The 20,065-nt window shown below is 47.2% G+C and carries 19 protein-coding genes and 1 pseudogene; 2 read left to right on the top strand and 18 right to left on the bottom strand.

From position 1 onward, the window contains the following. Nucleotides 1–157: 157 nt before the first annotated feature. The 17 genes from HJG54_RS33440 to HJG54_RS33365 form a co-directional block, all read right to left on the bottom strand. Entirely contained in the window at nucleotides 158–1,666 is a 1,509-nt protein-coding gene (locus tag HJG54_RS33440) for a DUF4157 domain-containing protein (protein WP_316436221.1), read from the bottom strand. 204 nt (nucleotides 1,667–1,870) lie between these two features. After that, a complete protein-coding gene (locus HJG54_RS33435; protein ID WP_316436219.1) occupies nucleotides 1,871–2,881 on the bottom strand; it encodes a hypothetical protein in 1,011 nt (336 codons plus the stop codon). A gap of 35 nt (nucleotides 2,882–2,916) precedes the next feature. Continuing rightward, on the bottom strand, nucleotides 2,917–3,615 hold the full coding sequence (locus HJG54_RS33430; RefSeq protein ID WP_316436217.1) for a phage tail protein: 699 nt from the start codon (nucleotides 3,613–3,615) through the stop codon (nucleotides 2,917–2,919). Nucleotides 3,616–3,626: 11 nt separating this feature from the next. Further along, complete coding sequence (locus HJG54_RS33425) at nucleotides 3,627–4,607, bottom strand: baseplate J/gp47 family protein (RefSeq protein WP_316436215.1); 981 nt, start codon at nucleotides 4,605–4,607, stop codon at nucleotides 3,627–3,629. A gap of 66 nt (nucleotides 4,608–4,673) precedes the next feature. Further along, on the bottom strand, nucleotides 4,674–7,751 hold the full coding sequence (locus HJG54_RS33420; RefSeq protein ID WP_316436213.1) for a putative baseplate assembly protein: 3,078 nt from the start codon (nucleotides 7,749–7,751) through the stop codon (nucleotides 4,674–4,676). Next, the gene (locus HJG54_RS33415; RefSeq protein WP_036011681.1) at nucleotides 7,748–8,152 is read right to left on the bottom strand and encodes a GPW/gp25 family protein; all 405 of its coding nucleotides are present in this window, start codon (nucleotides 8,150–8,152) and stop codon (nucleotides 7,748–7,750) included. Before HJG54_RS33415 ends, HJG54_RS33420 begins: the two co-directional genes overlap by 4 nt. Before the next feature lie 48 nt (nucleotides 8,153–8,200). Beyond that, a complete protein-coding gene (locus tag HJG54_RS33410) occupies nucleotides 8,201–8,593 on the bottom strand; it encodes a PAAR domain-containing protein (RefSeq protein WP_316436211.1) in 393 nt (130 codons plus the stop codon). Nucleotides 8,594–8,607: 14 nt separating this feature from the next. Next, nucleotides 8,608–9,255, bottom strand: coding sequence for a phage baseplate assembly protein V (locus HJG54_RS33405; RefSeq protein WP_316436210.1), 648 nt, complete (start codon nucleotides 9,253–9,255; stop codon nucleotides 8,608–8,610). Further along, nucleotides 9,252–10,310, bottom strand: a complete 1,059-nt coding sequence (locus HJG54_RS33400; RefSeq protein ID WP_316436208.1) for a phage late control D family protein — start codon at nucleotides 10,308–10,310, stop codon at nucleotides 9,252–9,254. The genes HJG54_RS33405 and HJG54_RS33400 overlap by 4 nt, the downstream gene beginning before the upstream one ends. A gap of 42 nt (nucleotides 10,311–10,352) precedes the next feature. Next, entirely contained in the window at nucleotides 10,353–11,036 is a 684-nt protein-coding gene (locus tag HJG54_RS33395; protein ID WP_316436206.1) for a CIS tube protein, read from the bottom strand. Then, complete coding sequence (locus tag HJG54_RS33390; protein ID WP_316436205.1) at nucleotides 11,036–12,256, bottom strand: hypothetical protein; 1,221 nt, start codon at nucleotides 12,254–12,256, stop codon at nucleotides 11,036–11,038. Before HJG54_RS33390 ends, HJG54_RS33395 begins: the two co-directional genes overlap by 1 nt. Next, on the bottom strand, nucleotides 12,253–12,405 hold the full coding sequence (locus HJG54_RS35685) for a DUF6760 family protein (protein ID WP_420717444.1): 153 nt from the start codon (nucleotides 12,403–12,405) through the stop codon (nucleotides 12,253–12,255). The genes HJG54_RS33390 and HJG54_RS35685 overlap by 4 nt, the downstream gene beginning before the upstream one ends. Before the next feature lie 8 nt (nucleotides 12,406–12,413). Further along, nucleotides 12,414–12,779: a hypothetical protein gene (locus tag HJG54_RS33385; RefSeq protein WP_036011669.1), complete on the bottom strand. Its 366-nt coding sequence runs from the start codon at nucleotides 12,777–12,779 to the stop codon at nucleotides 12,414–12,416. A gap of 17 nt (nucleotides 12,780–12,796) precedes the next feature. After that, a complete protein-coding gene (locus HJG54_RS33380; RefSeq protein WP_316436203.1) occupies nucleotides 12,797–13,222 on the bottom strand; it encodes a phage tail protein in 426 nt (141 codons plus the stop codon). A gap of 95 nt (nucleotides 13,223–13,317) precedes the next feature. Further along, nucleotides 13,318–14,538 carry a phage tail sheath family protein gene (locus tag HJG54_RS33375; protein WP_316436201.1) on the bottom strand — a complete coding sequence of 407 codons (1,221 nt, stop codon included), beginning with the start codon at nucleotides 14,536–14,538 and terminating at the stop codon, nucleotides 13,318–13,320. A gap of 143 nt (nucleotides 14,539–14,681) precedes the next feature. After that, a complete protein-coding gene (locus HJG54_RS33370) occupies nucleotides 14,682–15,341 on the bottom strand; it encodes a Pvc16 family protein (protein WP_316436199.1) in 660 nt (219 codons plus the stop codon). 1,163 nt (nucleotides 15,342–16,504) lie between these two features. Then, complete coding sequence (locus HJG54_RS33365) at nucleotides 16,505–17,158, bottom strand: helix-turn-helix transcriptional regulator (protein WP_316436197.1); 654 nt, start codon at nucleotides 17,156–17,158, stop codon at nucleotides 16,505–16,507. A gap of 252 nt (nucleotides 17,159–17,410) precedes the next feature. Between HJG54_RS33365 and HJG54_RS35680 the strand changes: the two are divergent. Then, nucleotides 17,411–17,581, top strand: a pseudogene (locus HJG54_RS35680) (Rid family hydrolase); the annotation flags it as partial. 10 nt (nucleotides 17,582–17,591) lie between these two features. After that, complete coding sequence (locus tag HJG54_RS33360; RefSeq protein WP_316436195.1) at nucleotides 17,592–18,233, top strand: FMN-dependent NADH-azoreductase; 642 nt, start codon at nucleotides 17,592–17,594, stop codon at nucleotides 18,231–18,233. 103 nt (nucleotides 18,234–18,336) lie between these two features. Here the strand turns inward: HJG54_RS33360 and HJG54_RS33355 are convergent, their stop codons facing one another. After that, nucleotides 18,337–19,545 (bottom strand): response regulator, encoded by a 1,209-nt coding sequence (locus tag HJG54_RS33355; RefSeq protein ID WP_316436194.1) that lies wholly within the window; start codon nucleotides 19,543–19,545, stop codon nucleotides 18,337–18,339. Between the last annotated feature and the right edge of the window lie 520 nt (nucleotides 19,546–20,065).

Below are 20,065 nucleotides of genomic sequence, written 5' to 3'. Positions count from 1 at the left end.
GTTCAGGTGGTTTATTTGAGTCGAGTCATTCGTTAGTTTTTTAGGGTGTGTTAGGTGATGATTTGGAATGAGGAGGAATGGGGTGATGGGAAGCCGTAACGCACTTGTAAGAATAGTTGGAGTTGGGATGGTTCGCTCCCAGAATAGTATATTCACGTTATTCATCCCATCCTTTATCATCGTTCCGCGGAACTAATGGCTTTACATTACTATTCGCATGTGGAAGTCCCAGCAAAGTTTGTTTTTGGGGAGCCCTATGAGGCACTCCTGAAGCCTTTGTCACCTTTGAATTTGAACTTAAGTGGCCTTTACTGTGGTTGTAGTCATACACTACTTCCCATTTTCCTTCTACCTGGCGTTCTGACCAATCTTTCGGTTTCCATCGCAATGCTGTAGTAAACCTCAACAATCCCTTCATTCGAATCAATCTCCATATTTTACCAGTTTTACTAGTTACTTCTGCATGAATTGGATGGGATGGTTCGTCTCTTGATTCCACTGATATAGGGTAATCTGTTGTTTTCTTCACAGTTATTACATCCTCATCGTGAGTCCAGATACTTTCAGGATTATATGCATCACGATGTCGTTCTTTCACATTTAGAAAGAATGTTTTTTCCTGCTCCCCACACTTATAAGTTGCTTCACTCTCTTCTTCATCGTAAGTTTGCGTAAAACCAATTTTACTTTGATTTGAACTTACCTTCAAACCCTTTTTTATTTTTGCCTCATAAATCATTCCACCAATTTTAAGCTGCTTTATCGAATTGGAATATAAATCATCAGACACCTTTCCCTCTATTGGCTTAAATTCAATTTTTACATCATTAAATTCACGATACTTTTCTCCGTAGGGTCTAAAGTTTTCAAGCTTTTCTTTTTCGTATAGATTAGAAGAATTGCTGTCGCTGGGGATTGCCAACTCTTCTTTCGATTTATTTCCTTGAGGAATAACAAATAGAATTTCAGTCGATTTCTGATTTTCTCCAGAAGGCTTAAAATCTGCTTCCTTCTTTTCTGTGCTTGGCTTTGGATGCTTAAACATTCTTTGGGCAATGTGGGTGGAAAGAGTTTTATTCTGTTGAACGACGTGAGTTAATTCATGGGCAAGTAAGTTTTGTCCAGTGCGGCTATTAAAATCATAGGTTCCTTGACTGAAGAAGATATCTTGTCCTGTCGTAAACGCCCGTGCCTGAATCGATCGCGCTAGCCGATCGCTCTCCCCATCCGCATGCACTCTCACCCCACTAAAATCTGCCCCAAACGCCTGTTCCATCGGAACGCGAATACTCTCATCTAGGGGGTGCCCGCCGCCTCGTGCCTGCTGAATTGCAGACTCGACATCCGGTGAAACTGCCATTCCAGCAACATCCGACATCCGCTGAATTCGCGGTTTAGTTTGCAGGGCAGATTGAGTCGCTTGAGCCGGAGCTGCGTGAATTTGATTGACCACGGCGGCGGCAACGCGATCGGCTTCCTGCTCGTACACATCATTCGGTTCACCCACGGTCAGCTTTGCCTGAATCATTGATGTAGCTGCCTGGTTGCCGACCTGACGTTGCAGATGCAGCAGGGGATGGGTGGCGGGCTTTTGAGGCGCAGGGGCTTGAGGCGCAGGTTGAGCCGATTGGGTCGTTTTGGCCTGGGCGGCGCGTTGGGAGGTCATGGCGGGAATCTCCTGAAGAATGGAATGGGGATTGAGGATGAGAATGATTGAGGGAGGAACGATCGCCCCCATTAACAAATGAGAGCAACAGAGTGGAAGAGCGATCGTGTACTTTGTGCAGATCATTTGTAGATAGGGTTGAGTTTAGCAAAACCCAACAAAGTCGCCAGTATTAGGTTTCACTTTGTTCAAGCTCACCAATGTCTAGAGCTTCATAATGAAAGCAAGCTTAAAGAAGGGAGGTAGGTTGCTTTGCACATCTGTAGTGTGGGTATGTATATTGATCGCCATTCCGAAGTTTGAACCGGGTGCTACATCTCTGGTGTTAGTTTGCGGTGTGGCTGGAACAGCGTGACTGTGGGTGGCTTGCCCTCCTCTTCTAGAGTCATTGTCAGTTGACAAACCCATAATGAATCGTTCGCGCAAATCAGGTGTGCCGTTCTGACCATTACACAAAGCCCAGCCAGCAGGAACATTATTCACACTGCCTGTCCACATCAAAATCATGCCGCTTACGGAAAGTTGCGTCTGGAGCGCCGGATCGAGTTTGTCTGCGGTCACCGCACCATTTGCCAGTTCGGATGTCCTGACTGAGCCGTCAGCGATTTTTGCAGCCGTAATGGAATTGTCCGCTAGGGCAGAAGTACCCACAGCCGCATTTGCGATTTTTGCAGCCGTGATGCTGCCATCTGCCAGTTGATCTGTGCGAATCGAGTTAGGGGCGATCGCCGCTCCTGCCAAAATTCGATCGTCGTTATTAATCCTCTGAATATTACCGCTGCTATCCACAGTGACTCTTGCCACTTGAATCACCGAGCCATCTGCCGCAGGTTTTGTGGTGGAACTCGCGATCTGAAATCTCTCGGTCGTGCGTCGAAACCGATTCGTCAAACCACTGGTGGTGTCAGGAACATCGGGCGATTCGGTGTATTGCAGCGTGACAAAGACATCGGTATTGTTGCCGCTAAGCGTGAAGGTATCAGAATCACTCAGCAGCACGATTTCTTGACCATTTTTGTCGATTGCCATTCCTGCGCTGACTTTGATCTGCTGGTTGCCTACTTGCGTTACTGTCAATCCATTGACTACGCCAAACGTATGAAGAGATTTATTATGCAGCAATCGCATATTGCGATGATAAGACTGTTCATCCTGGAAGTCATTTTCGACCAGAAACTGAGACGTAAAGTAGTTAAGCCGTTGAATAGTGTCCATAATTAGATTCTCCTGAAAGTTGTGCGTAAAAATTACTAAGATGCAGTAGGTATATTACCGAGAACGGTATCGACACCGACTGTTGAAATTGTTCCCACCTGCATCGTGCCGGGGAAAATCGGAATCAGTTGATAGTGAGTGTGGGCGGGCTTTTCCAGTTCGATCAAGGCGCTGGCAATCGCCAATTGTCGTGCAAGCTGCGAGCGGTTGTTCTGCAAGGATTCGGGGAGGACGATTTTAACCGTGAAGAAATGAGCCGCGCCGCCTCGCAGGAAAGTATCTTTTCCAATCGTGGAATGAACTCCAATCTGGAATTCCAGGTTAGACGTTTCCTCGATTGTTGGCTTTCCCTGTACAAACAAACTGAGCAATTCTTGCAGGTTCGCTTTGGTGCCGCGGAAGCGGTAGTAGCGCATAATATTCGCCACAAACTGACGCTGTACCGGAATAGGCAGATCGGCACGTAGGGCAAGGGCAGTCCAACTGGCGAGCCAGGGCAGAAAATCAGCCGGGGTTTGCAGCGGATCAAAATAGGTGGCGATGTTGGCAATGTGAACCTCTAAAGCAACAGATTCAGCATCCGACGGATTCAGTTTGGGAACCGAAACATCATCCTCGAAACCCAGCATGAGTTTTTCAAATGCCAGCAGAAATTGACCGACAAACGGATCATCTCGATAGATGACGGGCAAATATTCCAGTAGACGACTGGGAGAACGAATTGTAGTCACCATAGGATTAAGGGTTAGCTAAAGGTGGGAAAAGTAAGCTGAATTTGTGAAAGGTGAACCAGTTCATTTGCAAATAGCCGAATGCCAATCAAATCGCCGCGATCGGTTTTGAGCAGGCGATCGCCACTCGTGAAAGCAAAATTCTGAGAACTAACCAGGTGCAACTCAGGTTGATCATTATCTGGAACAATAAACTCTATGCCCGGAAGTTGATCGAGCAGTTCATAGATTTCAGACACAAACACACTGCGACCAAACTCCCAGCCTGTACCGTTTGTGTCACCCCGCAGTGGATGTAGAAATTCTTTGAGTGTGGTTTCGACCAGCGATCGCACGGTGGTTTCCAGCGCATCGGTTTTCAGGTGAATCTCTAGCTGGATGCCAATCGAAACAAATTTAGCACCCACCACATGCACACGGGTTGTCAGCAGTCGCCGCTGTTCCAGGTCGTTGCTGACGGCTTGAATCATGTCCGCTGTGGGTTGGAGTGCGGTGGGGGTGAACGCAGTATCAGCAGGCAACGTTGGCACAATCACGACGCTGATGTGACCGGGTAAGTCACCGCTTTGCATATCGCCTGTTGCTAGATTGCGAAGGGGAATACAATGGGCGCGGGCAACCTGCCGAATCGCAACAGCATGACGTTCAAAATCGGCAAGGGTGATGGCGCGATCGGACTGTCGTAGTTGCAAAACGGCTTTTTGAATTTCCTGATTCAGCGTCGTTTCATCTAGCGGGGCGGGATAGCGTTTCTGTCCTTTGTCATCTAACCCAACTATCAGGTTGAGAAATGCCTGACGGTTGGCATTCGTCACCCGATTCAATCGGTAAATCAACATTTCGCTCAGATAAGCAAACAGTTCAATCAAGGTGATACCCGGATCGGAAGCGTTATAGTTTGTCCACTCCGGCGCGTAGGATGGAATCAGACTGATGGCTTCCTGTACCAAATCGTCGTAGGTGCGATCGTCGAGGTTGGGGAGTTGGAGGGGCATGGGTGGGGGGTAGGGGGTGGGGGGTAGGGAGATGGAGGGGGGATTGTTGGGTGAGTTTGGGTTGAATTAAGAGCTGAATATTAAGTTGAGGGTGTGGGTGCCGGAATAGATGAGGGCGCGATTGCTCTGTTCGGTGTTGGGGAAGTCTGGGGTCTGGGTGATGGTGAGACTACGGATGTGATCGACACCGGGAATTGATTCGAGGAGAGCGTAGAGGTCAGATTTGTGGGGTTCTCGACCGAAGATCCAGCCTTTGCCGTCGAAACCGCCCGTCAGGGGATGGAGGAAGCGAGTCAGGCTTTGGTGAAGGGCAAGATCGACTTCTCTGGTGCGATCGGGGCTTTGCAGGCTGATCTCTGCGGTAATGCTGACTTGGATATAAACGGGGCCAACCACGGCAATGTTGACAGTTGGGATGGCGTTGGCTTCTAGGTAGGTTTGCACGCGCTTAACCAGTTCCAGACTGGGAATTGGCTTGAGGTCGGTAGATTGAGGCACGATCACAACGCTGACAAAGCCAGGGTCAACAGTGGGAGGCTGGACGTCGATTGTCGTGGGATTGCGACTGGGCAGACATTTGACTCTTGCAACGGCAGGGGATGCTAGCATCGCCAAATCTTCGTAGTCTTCAATCGTTACGGCTCGTCCTCCGTGGCGAACGACGCGCGGAGCACGGTCTTTTAGAGCATCGAGGGATTCGGCATCAGTTCCACCGGCCGCCGGAATCAGATTGCTGACGCGATCGATGAACGGAACTGTCGTCTTGAGTTCAACTACACGGTTAGCAAGGCAGTTTCCAGCAGTTCCGCCACCGATTTGATATTGAATTCTCACATTGTTTGCACCTAGTGGAGGAATACGTCCATTCAAGCCATCACCGAATGTGACCTCTCCCGTTAGATGATTGAGTGTGTAGTGGCGATCGCCTACTCCAGAACCGTAGAAATCAGGAACCTCTTGCCATTCAATCCATGCTTCTGTGGCAGGTTGAATTATGTTCTGACCATTATTCTGATTATTATTTTGGACATTGTTCTGATTGCTATTCTGATTCGGTAAGGTTGAGTTGGGGATCGCCTGTCTATTCCCAATCTGTTCCAACTCTCTCACCTGAACCGTTTGTCCTCTCAGCACGGGAACTTGAGCCGTTCGGAATACCTGATTTGCAGTTCCCTGACTTGACCCTAAAATCTCTTGCTCGATGGTGGTGGACTGAGTGGCATAAACTGTATTCGGGATCAACTGATGCAGTCGTGGTGTATTTGCATCCGTTGCCTCTGCAACCAGCCGCAGCCAGTATTGCTCAATGCCAAACTCTTGACGAAGCGCAAAATCAGCGGGAACCAGAAATTCAACCAATCCAGAATGGCTTAAATTTTGCGTTCCATCTTTGACGGTTAAAGCTGTCCAGCGATCGCCATTCCAATACTCCCATTTCACGGCAGACAGAGGGGCAGGTGATGTGCCATAAAGAGTCTCCGCTATCGACCAGTACAGATTGAGCGGACGATTCGGGAATGCCTGTCCTGCGGGTGGTTGAAATCCCAAGTAAAGTGTTTGAGTCGTGTCTTCAAGCGGCTGAAATGGCGTAAATGGTGTCCCTGGATTAATTGCCTGATAGGTAAAATCATTGTAAGTCAGGATTTGTTCGGGTGATGATGCAGCCGTGGTCAAGGTATAGCCTACTGTGATTGTATTGATCACTGGCGGTAGGAAAGAGGCTGGCGTAAATGAGGTGATGTTTGCTCTGTTATCTTGGGTATACTGCGCTTCTTTTCCGTAGTCACCTGCAATAATTCTGATGCGAATCCAGAAGTTATTGGTTCCATTGACACTTAGCTGCTGTGGTTGATCAGAAAGCGTAAACTGAACCGTGTTTATTCCTATTTTTGTAAATGCCTGAGTATTGTCAACAAAATTGCTTGAATTAGCGATTGCACCCGACCGATTTGATGTACCAATAGCCTTCCAGATCTGTCCGTTCCAAAACTCCCATTGCAGTTGTGGCTGTGGCTTCTGACTGTCCGGTGGAACAACCATCCCTAGCGCAGTTGGATCAGCAACCTCGAAGCTCAGTGACACTTGAGATCCAGCGAAAGCGAATCCTTCCTGACAGGCGAGATAGAGCGTATCACCAAAGCGTGGTTTCTGTCCAAATGGGAAGAAGGGCTGTTTCAAATCCACTGGCGTTTGATTGCTGAAAGCCGCCTCAATGGGAAGCTGCGATCGCCCCGCCGTTACCTGGAGCCGCATCGACTGAATTTCGGGGAGCTGCTGTGCAGAAACTCCTTGAGAAATAAGTGGTGTAATCGGACGTGATAGGCGGCAGCGCAGCCAGCGATTAGGGGGAACCGCTTGAATGGATTGCAGTGGAATAGCAGGGGGCGTTGTAAACCGAAAGGCGATCGTGTCCGACAGAACTGTGTCATTTAGAACTGTGTCATTGGCTGTAACGTTGCCCTGATCGAGCTTTAACGCCACACCAGACTGCCCATCCCAAACTTCCCACTGAAGTTGCTTTGAGTCGAAATTGGTAATGTCCTTAAGCTGTAGCGTTAGAGAAATTGACTGGATGCTGGGCAGGGAAAATAGCGCATTGCTGCCAATAAAGAAACTGTGTTCGATTGGCTGATTCGCCGCAAAGATCGGAACACCATCCAGACTGGAGGTAAAGGCAATCGCACTGTAATCGGCAAAGCGATCGCTCAGCGGATCACGAACCAACACGGACGTGAGTTGGGTTGCCGTCACAATCAGTTCCTGCTCGGTTTGGAAGGTCAGTGCTGCTTGCCCGTTGCTGGCAGGGGTGGCAACCGACGTTCCAGCAGGCACGACGGCATCAGTACTGCTCCCTTGAGCTAGAAAAAAGGTTAAAGGCACCCGCGCCGCTTGGGGGGGGAGTTGAGAAGCTCCAAGCAGATTCAGAAATGCCAGCAGGTTTTTGTTAGGAACTTGATTCAACCGTTGAATGATCAGTTCAGCATGGCGAGCAGCGGCGGCGATCAGAGCAGCTTGAACTCCCTGATTAGCAACCTTATCCGCTGTCGGAAACTGCTCCGGCATGTAAATAGATATCAATTGCCTAAGTTGTTGGCTAATGTCTTCTGCTGTTCTAGGATCGACTTTGAAGGTACGGGAAATCATGCACCGACGCTCCTTTCTAAATAAAAGGGATAGACCAGGTTAAATGCATTGTTTGTGGCGCGGACTTGATAGCGAAGATTCACAACGAGGCGCTCGCCATCCCCATCCGATTCTGGTATCGTCTGGACATCAATCACATCAATGCGAGGTTCCAGTTTCAGCAACGCATCTTGAACTGCCTGAGAAATTCGTCCAGCCGTCGTCGCCGTTTGCATTTCAAACACCATGTTATAGATATCACAGCCAAAGTCAGGGCGCATCACTCTTTCCCCCTTGGCAGTTCCTAAAATCATTAAAATCGACTGGCGGACGCTCTCTTCATAGTCTGCCATTTGCAAACTGCCATCCTCGATCGATTGAATTGGAAATCCTAAACCGCGTCCTAGAAATAATTTAGCCATTGTTCCTGCTCTGTTCTAAAGTATCTAATCTAAAATATCTAAAAGCATCTAACCGATCATCACTGTTCCAGTTGCCACGACCTTACCCACCGGCAAGTCACCAGGATCATTACAGGTCAGTGCCGTATCGCCATTTCGCGCTGCCATTTTGCCGTTAATGTTCACGGTTAAACTTCCGAACTGAATCGTGCCTAAATTGCTGGGCGGAATTTGAAACGAGGTGCCAGGAGGGGCAGGAATGTGGGGCGGCAGGTTGGTTGCTTGACTGCCAACGGTGGCAGCGGGTCGCCCCATGATGTTGACGTTATTGCTCAGGTTGCTGTTGATGGTTCCTGTAAAGGGATGGGGAAGTAATATAGGGCTGGGCAGCCCAGGAACGAGAACAAAGTGAGTATCAACAGCAAGAATGCGATCGCCTAATTTAGCAGCAGGTTGTCCCATAGATCCTCTCAGGTTTAATTCAAATTAATTAATGTTCCTTTAAGATTCAGAATTCCATTTGTTTTGAAGTTCATTTCTGCCTGTGATTTGATCTCTGTAGTTGCAGTTGCCTCTATTTGGATTTTATTTGCTCTTAATTTAATCGCTCCTTGTGGTGCAGAAAGTTCGATGTCTTGATCACTTTGAATTGAAATCGTATTCTTTGTGGCATCTAACGTAATCCGGTTATTGCCCGTTTTGTCAATAATCTCGATCTTTTCTGCTCCCTGTTTGTCATTCAATCGCACAATATGACCACTGCGAGATTTAATAACGCGAGTATCATTTTGACCATCCTGATTTGTCTCAGGGGGAACGTCCTTGCCGTTCCACAATGCGCCTATTATGTAGGGATAGTTGGGATCACCTTGTTCAAATGCAACTAATACTTCATCGTTCACTTCAGGCAAGAAAAAGAAGCCGCGATCGCGTCCTGCCATCGGTACTGCCATGCGAGTCCAGTTACTTTCTTCCTGGTCAGAGAGCCAGGGAAACCTGAGTTTCATTCGTCCTAGCTTTTGCGGGTCTTTATTGTTTGTGACCACAGCAATCACGACTCCATAAATTCGCTGCGTTTCCATACGAGCAATTGACGATTCTGTCAGATGATCGAGCCAGTTCATTGTGCGTTCCTCTTTGCTTTAAAGTCGGTGAGATAGCCTTGAACAACGTCGAAGCGATGGGTGACTCCCGTGACGTAATATTTGCCCTCAAAACTGTATTGACCGCCCGGTTGTCCATCTAGACCCTGAATCAAAACCATCGTTCCTGGTCGAATTTGTGAATTGCCAACGCAGGTTCCTTCGGCTGTCACCAGTTCCAGGGCAGTTTGGTCGAGTTGTGTCTGAGCCATTTGCTGTGCCGTTGAAGTGTTTACGGGGCGATTGGTTATTACTGCTGCGGCGGCTCCAGATCTTCGAGCTAGCACTTCTCCACGCACTGCAAGATTAGAATCGTTCACCTGAGCAAATTTCCCGGCATTTTTAGTTTCAGCAATTGCCTGTTTTTGAAATATATCCCACCCTTTTACCGTGACCTTAGCCGCCTGTGACATGAGCGAGAACCGAGGGTAAAACTCCAGCAGGTTTTGTCCCAATGTGAGGACTTGTCGAGGCGATGTATTTTGCAAAATCGGCTGAAAGAACAGCGTTCCATCCGCCATAAATAGTTCATAGCCAACCTGCTGTGCCCGCTGCAAAAGGAATTGCAGATCCGTTTGGTTTGCCTGCATTACATATTCATGCACCACCGGACTTTCCGCGGTTTGCAGAACTAATAATGCTTCAGAAGCAATCTTCTGGGCGATCGCACTATCGGTTGTATTCAAAAAGGTGCGCGTTTTGGTTCCCCACTGTAATCGATGCAGGGAATCGCATCCCCAAACCGTGAGCCGAGGAGGCTGAGCACTGCTAAACTGCGGCTCTAGTCCCAAAATTTCACCTTTAATTAACGGTTCGGGCTGGTCAAATCCTAGTTGAATATCAACAATCGCTCCCGGTGAGAAATGAGCAGGAACTTCTGCAAAATCCAGACCTATAAACTCGATTTGAAACAAACCGGGTAAGTTGCGATCGATCTCTACCGTAATGCTATCGAGGTAAGCTTCCACTGCCATCGGCAGTTTGGATTGATTGACGAGTATCTGAAACCGACTATTGAGCAAAGTTTGCAGCGGCATAGTTCCAACCTCAAAGCGATAATTTTGTCATGAATCTTGCGACTAATTGATGTTGGGAATGAGCAGTGTTCGGCCAACCTGGAGATGACGAGGATCATCAATCCCGTTTGCTTCAGCAATCACGCGCCATCGTTTAGGATCGTGGTAAAGCTCGGCAGTAATGCCATCCAGCGTTGCCCCTCCTCGGATCACCTGAGTGGTCAATTCAGGATCAGTCTTGCGCTTGTCTAACTCAGGATTTAGATATTCCGTAAATGTCACATCTAATGTTGCCCGAATCGGCTTGCCGTTGCGAGAGAACTGGCTAAATTTTTGCGTCAGGCTGGTGATCATGCCAACAAAGGGAAAGTCAGAACCAACCGGCGAGTTGCCCCAGGCCATCTCACAGATGCGCGGGTGCTGCTCATCGCGCTCGATTCGCGTTAGGGCAACAATTTTGTTACTCTCCTGCCGCACATCCTCCAGCACCACCGTCTGCCCCTGAGCATTGACGGGAATTGTGACATCAAAGAACAGTTGAAGACTCAGTACACGGCTATCTCCACCGCTAAAGAAGGACAAAGGAGCATTGAACTGTTCGGACGTTTTTTTTGACCAGTTAACCGTTTTGCTAATTGTGTAGCTTTCGGGATTAAATAGCACCGAAATGGGCGGCAGGCGCTGTTCTAATTGATTATTTTTGATCACGATTGGCGTAATCGTTAACTTTTCCAGACTCGTACTCATCAGTGAACACCTCGACGTTTACGTTCAATCATTAAGCGGCGAGAGAGCAGCCGACTCACTTGGTCCGCAACTTTCTCGATATTGACGGGTTGAGCAGGTTGGGGATCTCGGAGAGGTGAGGGTGTGGCGATCGCATTTCCTACTTGCAATGCTGGCTCATTCACTGCAACCGCAGAATCATCCATTTTAGACCGGGCAATCGGCATCACCAGCGGTAGAGCGGCGATTGCCCCAGATGACTCTGAGTGAGAACCTTCCTGCTGAAGCGATTGCTGCCTCACCGGTGAGGGCTGCACCATGTCAGCCAACCTCCCCAAAGAATTGGACTCTACTTTAATCACTGGAAGGGTGATATCTTGTGCCGGGGACATTGAACGGCGGTTAACTAAAGCGGGCGTTGCTTTGACCTTCAGTATTTGCTTCAGTTGTGATGCTGGCTCCGGTGGCTGGAGTGATCGCACCACAGCTAAAATCGGCTGCCGTTTGAGAGATGGGGAATTGAATTGCTCAGACGGCGACGCTACATTCGACTGCGGTTTCATCACGGGTAAATCAGACTGCGTTGCTGCGGAATTTGGCTGAATTGCAAGCATCATTTCAGATGGAATTGTTCCTTTCCCAGAGGATTGAGGCAATCGCACCAGTGGCAATGTAGTCTGCTGAGTATCAGAAACAGGTTGGGATTCTATTGAACGAGACACTGTCCGACGAATCCGAAAGGTGGCAGGTGAATCACCTCCTGTTAAAGGAAACATCGAGGATTTTGAGGATTCCGGAGTAGATACAGAAGTTACGAATTTTGCTTCATTTGAAGACGCAATCACTGATGGGTGAGATACAGAATTATTAACAGCAGAATTCTTTGTTTCGATGAGATTCATCGATTGCGAAAAGAAGACTGGAACAACTCGTTGATCTGCATCCGGCTTCACTGTCATGAGCGAGGATGAGGCTTCAGGAGTGCCGTGGAAGCGCCATTCCACTTCAGCCTGTTCCCAGCTCATGCTCTCAACTCGGCGTACATTGAACCGTTGGCCGAGTGCGGGTTTTGTTACTCCAACCGTATAACGATGCAACAGTCGTTCGGGTAGCGTCAACCGTCTCATTAGGCGATCAATGTGGGTTTGTAGAGCCACATCATGACAGTGCTGCTGCCAGGTATTGATCACGCCCGCAGGGGTTTGCTGACGCTGGAGGAGTTTTGCTTGCAGTTCTGTCATGATGAACCACCTTCATTACATCGTTGATTCATTCGGGCAACCTCTGCGACCCACTGCCGTCGTTCTCGATGCTCCATTTCCACCAGCACCTCCTGTGACCAGTGAAAATGGTAAGCCAGGTAGGCTACCTCTTCGTAGAGGCGACCGATCGGGTAGCCTACAATTCCCCCGGTTGATCAAGCTCCACCTGATAGGCTTGTTGACAGTGGGGACAGGTGACGTGGAGCGATCGCGTACCGTTGCCATTGATGCGGTTATAGAATTCCTGGAGATAAGCCAGATCTCCGGCAAACAAACCCTCAATGACTTTGGGATTGATGAGTTCGACCGCACCGAGTCGCGTCACAACCCGTGATAGCAGCAGCACCAGCAGATATGCAGGATTATTCTGTACTCGCGGATCTTTGAGGGGTACAATCTCATCTGCGGCAGTCGCCAACCGCATTACGCCTTCCTTGTGCAGGTTGCCCTCACTATCAATAAATCCATTAGGTAAACTAAATTCGTATTCTGTTCGTAACATTGTTGTCTCTCCAGTGATTAAACTCGTTGCATTCGTTCACAGCAAATCGTTAGCGTCTCGATTGCCACATCATTCCCTTTTGCATTCAAGTCAGGTGCAGCGTACTTAGTTGCCCAGGCGCTAAAGAAGTTCCAGCGAACTTTTTCCTGACCCGCATCATCAAGGACAATCACCGAGCCATTCTTGCGCTGGAGTTGTCCGTTCACAGCGGTCAGATGCCAGTCATAAAGTTCGCGAGAATCAGTCATGCCCCACTTCAGCGTAATATCCGAGTACTTCGCAGTTCCTGGCAGTTTTCGCACATTCATTGGGTCGCCGCCTTCCCGATATTCCACAACCTGAACTTCCGAACTCAGACCGCTGCACTCCTGAAAACCCGCCTGCACGATACCGTCAATTTCAACCAGAAAGCGGTAGTTCTTGTAAGGATCAAGTCTTGCCATGATTAAATTTCTCCGTGATTAAGTGAATGGATAGTGGAATAAGGCAATAGAAATAAACAGAAGTTTCAATGTCTATTACCTGTAATGCTAATGGATTAGTTTCCAGTGGTCTGTTGAATTCGGAAGACAACAAACTCCGCAGGCTTGACGATCGCCACACCAATTTCAGTCACCACCTGACCCAGTTCCCGCACGTTCGGTGGGTTGGTTTCAGCATCGCATTTAACAAAGAAAGCTTGCTTGGGCGTTTCTCCAAACAGTGCGCCCGATTGCCATTGGGTCAGCAAAAAGTCACTAACGGAGCGGGTGATGCGTTGCCACAGAGCAGGACTGTTCGGTTCAAACACCACGAACTGAGTGCCCTGATCGATCGATTCCCGCAGGAAGTTCATAAAGCGACGGGTGCTGATGTAGCGAAATTCTGAATTGGCTTCGTCCGCACGAGTACGCGCACCCCAGACCTTCACCGTGCCATTGAAAACGCGAATGACGTTAATTCCCTCTGGATTGAGTCCGTCCTGATCCGCTTTGCTGAGGCGACGATCGGCATCCAGCGCTCCCACAATCATCTCGTTCGCGGGTGCTTTGAATACGCCTCGACTACTATCACTGCGAGCATAAATTCCGGCAATATGTCCAGAGGGCGGAATCGTCATATTGGCTTTGGCGATCGGATCAAAGACTTGAATCCACGGGAAATAAATCGCGCCATAGCTGCCTGCTTCACTACGTCCGGCAGGAGCGATTGACTCCGGTGTCAAATCTGCATCGTTAATGCCATCGAGAATTGCAACCCGGTCTTGCAAACTAAAACAATGACTCAAGATAGCAGTGTGCTGCGCTTGCTTTGTAGCTCCAGGAATGGCAACGATGGTAATTTCATCAATTGCTGCTAATTGTGTGAGTAGATTACTAGGATCAGCCAGATCAGAAGATTCTGCTACTCGAATCACCCAACAGCGTGTGCCACCGTTGTTGAAGAATCCATATACAGCATGTTGTAACTGCTGGTACGCTGCAAAGTCTGCATCAGTCGCGTTGGCATTAGAGGATTTGGACTGAAAGTCGCCAAACGCATTCTTGAACTGTTCCCAACTAGTGATCAGAAGGGGTTTTCCCGCCTCGGCTACCGGATAGAGTAACGGCACGGTTTTGTTTTCGCTGGTAGTCGTAAACTTGCCCGGTTGGGCAGGCATAACGACTTCATCGGGGACAACACCAACGAAACCTGCTGTGCTGGTTCCTACTCCCGCAATCGGTCTTGCCGATGGTGGTACTTCTTCAACGTAAACACCGGGTGATAAATATTGAGACATGATTTTCTCCTAGTGAAATGATGATTAAAAACATAGTCAGAATACACAGTAGGGATTCACTTAACTAAAGCGAATTCTCAACTCAACTGCAAATCAACGAGGAATTTTGAGGGGGTTAGGCAGGCTGCTGAACTTGTAACAATCTAGAAAGTTTTTTTGGAAACAGTGTCTCCTGCGATAGTCCCTAGTTCGATAGCATGACTGATGACCAGTGGAAATGTGTTTGGGATCGGATCATTTAAATCAAGAGCAATGGTTGCAGTCACCACTAGACAAGCCCGCACCGGAATACCGAGCGAAGTCCAGAACTCTGTTGGCTGTCGAGAAGCGGCTGGGACTGCCACACTTAAGGGAACCGGAGATGGTTCTCCTGACGGATCAACATTGGATGAATTCACAACACGATTCGCTAGAGTCGCTGAAGCCCGTTTTAAACTACCCTGCAAATAGGATGGGGGAATTGTCGGGTGACGCGCCAGCACCTGAAGCACCTGGCTCAACAAAAGCTGCTCCTGAAGTGCAACTTCTGTGCCTCCGACTGCCCACGCTGTGACCAAGTAACTACAGTCCACCCGCATTGGCGGACGGCGAATCGTGGCTTGCGTATCACTGCGCGTAACGATGGGTTCATTACTGCGAAGTTCGACATTTTCACGAATATCAAATAGAAATAGATTGATAGCTGTTTGCTGTGGATTAAATTGGGCAGTGGGACGATCGAACGATATCAAGGCGGTGGTTAACTGATGCGCTCCAGCCGTAGTCAGGACAGTGGAAAGCGTTTTGCTTAAGTCATCAATCATAAGATTACCGAAGTCTATTGAATTGAAGAACAATTACTGATTCATAACCTCTATACTCTTTCATTGCTTTGCCTCTTCTGGTTTACCTACAATCTGTCTAATTTGTAATGTTTTATATGTGCCAATCATGGGCTAGCAATCTTAGATTAGACAGAGCAACCGAACTTGTAAAAATCAAGTTTAGTTTCTCCATTTCCGATTGATTGCTCGACTTGACCTTGAATTCAATTTAGAACTTTTGAGCAAACAAGTCAGCCTGAAAAAGTCAGAAAAAGTCTGAAGTAACGCCATAAAATCTCAATAGAATTTTTAACAGATGCCTGGTAAAACTTTAAATTAGAAACTCTGCTCTCATGCCTAAAGCAAGAGGAGCAGAGCGAAGCAAAATAATTTAGGTCATTTAATCAAATATATGATAAGCAGAAATTCAAATTTCTAAAATCTTAAACAGCACATTATTTGCTAATAGAATTAGCTGAATTTATTGCAAAATAAAAGAAATAAAACTTTGTCTTCTATTAATTTCTATAAAACAACCATTTGCTAAAGGATTAAAAAGATTTTTTCCTTGAACTATTGCAGTTCTCAGATAAGGCTCTGACACCCACTTTATTGAGCAGATGAATTCGAGCAAATTGACTTACAGCATTTTTCACTCATGTGAGGTATGGGGGGTGTGGGGGCTTCGCCCCACGCCGGGGCGCGGCTCCTGCACCTCATTTTTTGTACTTCATAATTTTTATATAAGTAGGTAGGCTAAATTAATCTTCGCTCCACAATGCCGGGTCTCGACTCCGCTCAACCCTCTGCTTCCCGAAACGTTGCGCATTGAGCGGAGTCGAAATGCGTCTTCTCAATCATTGCGCCCACCTACTTAGTTGCATCCTAAACTGATCCGCTCTATGCAGACATCTGAAAAACGGATTAATCGTACATCCACGAAATAAAGATTCTGATCTAGCCATTTGGAAGCGGTAGCAGCCATTAGGGGTATATCTTTAGTCGTAGCGAACTGCGTTGCCATCAACGAAAGTTATAAAATTGCGTCGATTGCTGGAATGTTAGCCCAATTTGCTGTACTTATTTATGAATAATCTGCAGCTTCCACACACACGCCTCGTACCTTACCAGAGTAGAAAAAGCTATAGGGTGCAGAATTGACTCTAGTCTTGACGTGAAACTCGGTACACACAGCGTCGCTCACCAGCAATAATATGCTCTGTTCGTTCCACAACCGCATCTAGCAAAATACGCTGAAATATTTCTAATTCTCTGGCACATAGCCCCGTACAGGCAGTGGCAGCGGCACAAATCGGGCAGTGATTTTCAATCAGCAGAAACGTACCATCATCAAGGGTTTGGACCTCAGCCATATAGCCCTCTTCGGTTCGCAGGCTTGCCAAAGCTTCTAGTTTTTGGCTCAGGGAGGCTTGAGCGGGAATAGCAGACTGGTACGCCTCCAGTTGATGGCGCGTTCTCACATCTAGGAGTTGCTCTAGCCCAGCCTCACCAAAGGCTTCCTTGACCGAATCGAGCAAGCTTAGCGTCAGGTCGGCATAACCATCAGGAAATAAGCGATCGGCGGCAGGAGTGAGTTGCCAGAGCTTAGCAGGCCGCCCCATTTCGCGCGCTTCTTCGTGATAGGTCACCAACTGTTCTGCTTGCAGCGCATAGAGGTGCTGCCGAACCGCCATCGCTGAAATACCCAAGTGAGCAGCTAGTTCTTGCGCATCTGTAGCCCCTTGCTGCTTGAGAATATTGACGATAGCTCGCCGGGTCCGATTGGTGGCTGATTTTTTCTGAGCATTGGTTCCCATATTTACAAAATAAAGAAAATTCTTTACAAAGTCAATCTATCCATCTACAATACTTTCTAAAGCTTTTGCTTTAATAAGCCAATTAACTCAACCTGCGCTTCTGAACAATTCACCATGATTAAAACAATTCAGCACCTCAATCCAGATGGATTGGTCAATCCTACTCACTATGGCTATACCCAGATAGTTTTAGTTCCCGCTGATAGCACCCTCGTTTAGATTGCCGGACAATAAGGTGAAGATGAGCATGGTAATCCAATTGCAGCCGGCTTTGCAGCTCAACTCAAGCAGGCGTTTTTTAATCTGCAAACCGCTCTAGCGGCGGTTGGAGCAACTCCAGATCAAGTGGTGAAAATTACGCTGCTTTCAGTGGATGATGCCGAAAGGCAGCAGTTTCGATCAGTATCCCGTTCTCTAAAATAGGAATTAATCAATGGCCCATATTCTGCATCTTGACTCTAGTCCGAGAGGCGATCGTTCCATCTCGCGTCAGTTAACCAAAAGATTCATCACATCTTGGACAAAAGCGTTTCCAGAGGATTCCATTACCTACCGCGATTTGGGTCACTATCCAGTTCCCTTCATCGACGAAAATTGGATCGCAGCCTCATTTGCATCACCCGAAGCTAGAACGCCTGAACTCACTGCTGCGATCGCCCTTTCGGATCAACTAGTGGACGAATTTTTGGCGGCTGATTATTACATCTTTGGTATCCCCATGTATAATCTCAGTATTCCAGCCAACTTTAAAGCCTATATTGATCAAATTGTCAGAATAAATCGGACACTGGCTGTCAAGGACACTGGAAATGGCTTGATCTATGAGGGGTTAGTCAAGCATAAGAAAATGGTGATTGTCACAGCCAGGAGTGATAATTACCGCTCTGGCACGGCTTATGCCTATCAAGATTTTCAAGAACCCTATCTGCGCGCAATATTTGAAGTGCTAGGCATTACAGATATCACTTTTATTCATGCTGATAACCTGGCAGGAGGAGCAGAGGCGCGTCAGCAATCGCTGGCAAACGCCCATGCGGAAATCCAAACGTTCATTGCAGCTTTGAAAACTCAGTAGAGCACAAATTCAAACAACGAGCTGCTCGACCACCTCTGCCGAGAAGATAGCTTACTGACGGGTGGCAGTGGGGCAGATCAGTTCTGGCTTACCAAATTGACTGCTACCATGGTAAGTACTTTTGCAGCACAGCTTCTACCTTGTCAACCTTGATGGGCTTGGCTAAAAAGCCTGTTGAGCCAACAAATTTTGCCCTGGCTCGATCAACAATGCCATCGCTGCTGGTGAGAATAATAATCGGTGTATCTTTGAATTTTGAAATACGACGGATTTGAGCACAGACTTCATACCCATTGATAATCGGCATCACTAGATCTAAGAAGATCAAATCAGGTTTATGATCAAGCAGAAGAGGTAATGTCTGAATTGGATCTTGAATATGAATGCAGCGATACCCTAAGTCGCTGAGAATTCTATGCATTTGTTTCCCGTCTTCTTCATGATCATCAACATAAGCGATCAGAGGTATCTTTAGTAATGGGTTTGAACTGGCGAGAGAAGAACCAGAGGCTGATCGTAACAGCAAAGCCGCTTGCGGTAGCTGTAGGTCTTCAATTTCTACTAGTCTAATTAGTCCTTGATCGATATAGGAAATTAATGCTCTCATCAAGGTTAATACGGTTTTGTTCGATTGAACGGCTATATCCCTTAACGTTTGCTGGCCGTTGATCATAGCGGCAAGGGTTCGGTAGGTACTTGATAAAACTTGCTGCTGTAACCCTTTCCCGTCCCAGATTAAGGGAGCTTGATTAGGAGAGTAAGCCGCTAGCCCGCTTTGCTGCCATGCCCACCAATCCTGTAGGGACTGCGACCAAACTTCCTTAACTGGAATTCCAGCAGCCGACTGAAGGTTGGACTGCGTATAGTTAAATTTCATCTGGAGCTTAGAGGAGGGCAAGTATTGCCACTGCTGGCAAAGATCGAACAAGATTTCTTGCCCTAGACCTCGAACGATTGCATCCATATCGTTTGGTTGAAGCTGGTCTTGCATCAATAATGCCAGCACTTCATCGCTTGACCAGAGGGTATCCTTCATATAGTTTGGTGCAATCGCAGGTATTAAATTACACTGCACTAATTGCCTATAGCAGCGACGAACTGGATGAACGCCACCTGCTCCCCAAATCAAAGACCCCTTCTTAAAATACAAACTCCATACCTTCTGAGTCGATTGAAATTGTAAATCTAATTGACCGGTGAATTCCTCTTGGCTACAAAACAGAAGTTGATTTGCTAAAGCAGTGATGCTTTCAACCGTGATAAATGCTGTATTTTGAAATTGAGTGAAGCTAAACGATTTTGGAATAATCATTGGATCGCATACTGAAAAAATTAAACATTTATTCTGAGAATACTCAATTGCATCAGGTTTGAGGAGTATTCATAATCAACTCGGTATATAGATGATCTATCAAGCCGACTTTAGTGCCTAGGCTAATAGCTTTAAATGCCTTTTCATCCGTTGCGCTGTTGTTTGGAAATTAGGCTAGGCAAATCTGCCCAGCTCAAATGCTTGCGCTTCGTTCTCACAACAGGGTTTTAAGGTTTATTCCAACAAACTATTGGCAATCATGAAACTGGACAAAAAACTTAACAAATGCCTTTGGAGTAAAATGAATCACTTCAAAGATTGCCTGTAGCAGCCCTAAATGAGTTGAAAAATTCATTGTCGAGAGTTAAGAAACACTCTAGTTCTTGACTTCTGGTTTCTGACTTCTGGTTTCTGACTTCTGGTTTCTGACTTCTGGTTTCTGACTTCCATCCTACAACTGATATAGGATTGCATAGCAAAGTCATTACCCAAGATAAAGAATTGGTAAAGATATTTAGTG

Source organism: Leptolyngbya sp. NK1-12 (assembly GCF_032598965.1).
GTDB lineage: Bacteria > Cyanobacteriota > Cyanobacteriia > Elainellales > Elainellaceae > Elainella.
This window is presented reverse-complemented; position numbering and strand designations above follow the sequence as displayed.

Coding starts and splice junctions, on each gene's coding strand:
- HJG54_RS33440 (WP_316436221.1), bottom strand. CDS start 1,666: ATGACCTCCCAACGCGCCGCCCAGGCCAAAACGACCCAATCGGCTCAA.
- HJG54_RS33360 (WP_316436195.1), top strand. CDS start 17,592: ATGGCCCATATTCTGCATCTTGACTCTAGTCCGAGAGGCGATCGTTCC.
- HJG54_RS33395 (WP_316436206.1), bottom strand. CDS start 11,036: ATGAGTACGAGTCTGGAAAAGTTAACGATTACGCCAATCGTGATCAAA.
- HJG54_RS33365 (WP_316436197.1), bottom strand. CDS start 17,158: ATGGGAACCAATGCTCAGAAAAAATCAGCCACCAATCGGACCCGGCGA.
- HJG54_RS33385 (WP_036011669.1), bottom strand. CDS start 12,779: ATGTTACGAACAGAATACGAATTTAGTTTACCTAATGGATTTATTGAT.
- HJG54_RS33435 (WP_316436219.1), bottom strand. CDS start 2,881: ATGGACACTATTCAACGGCTTAACTACTTTACGTCTCAGTTTCTGGTC.
- HJG54_RS33405 (WP_316436210.1), bottom strand. CDS start 9,255: ATGAACTGGCTCGATCATCTGACAGAATCGTCAATTGCTCGTATGGAA.
- HJG54_RS33425 (WP_316436215.1), bottom strand. CDS start 4,607: ATGCCCCTCCAACTCCCCAACCTCGACGATCGCACCTACGACGATTTG.
- HJG54_RS33415 (WP_036011681.1), bottom strand. CDS start 8,152: ATGGCTAAATTATTTCTAGGACGCGGTTTAGGATTTCCAATTCAATCG.
- HJG54_RS33355 (WP_316436194.1), bottom strand. CDS start 19,545: ATGATTATTCCAAAATCGTTTAGCTTCACTCAATTTCAAAATACAGCA.
- HJG54_RS33370 (WP_316436199.1), bottom strand. CDS start 15,341: ATGATTGATGACTTAAGCAAAACGCTTTCCACTGTCCTGACTACGGCT.
- HJG54_RS33420 (WP_316436213.1), bottom strand. CDS start 7,751: ATGATTTCCCGTACCTTCAAAGTCGATCCTAGAACAGCAGAAGACATT.
- HJG54_RS33410 (WP_316436211.1), bottom strand. CDS start 8,593: ATGGGACAACCTGCTGCTAAATTAGGCGATCGCATTCTTGCTGTTGAT.
- HJG54_RS33430 (WP_316436217.1), bottom strand. CDS start 3,615: ATGGTGACTACAATTCGTTCTCCCAGTCGTCTACTGGAATATTTGCCC.
- HJG54_RS33400 (WP_316436208.1), bottom strand. CDS start 10,310: ATGCCGCTGCAAACTTTGCTCAATAGTCGGTTTCAGATACTCGTCAAT.
- HJG54_RS33375 (WP_316436201.1), bottom strand. CDS start 14,538: ATGTCTCAATATTTATCACCCGGTGTTTACGTTGAAGAAGTACCACCA.
- HJG54_RS33380 (WP_316436203.1), bottom strand. CDS start 13,222: ATGGCAAGACTTGATCCTTACAAGAACTACCGCTTTCTGGTTGAAATT.
- HJG54_RS33390 (WP_316436205.1), bottom strand. CDS start 12,256: ATGACAGAACTGCAAGCAAAACTCCTCCAGCGTCAGCAAACCCCTGCG.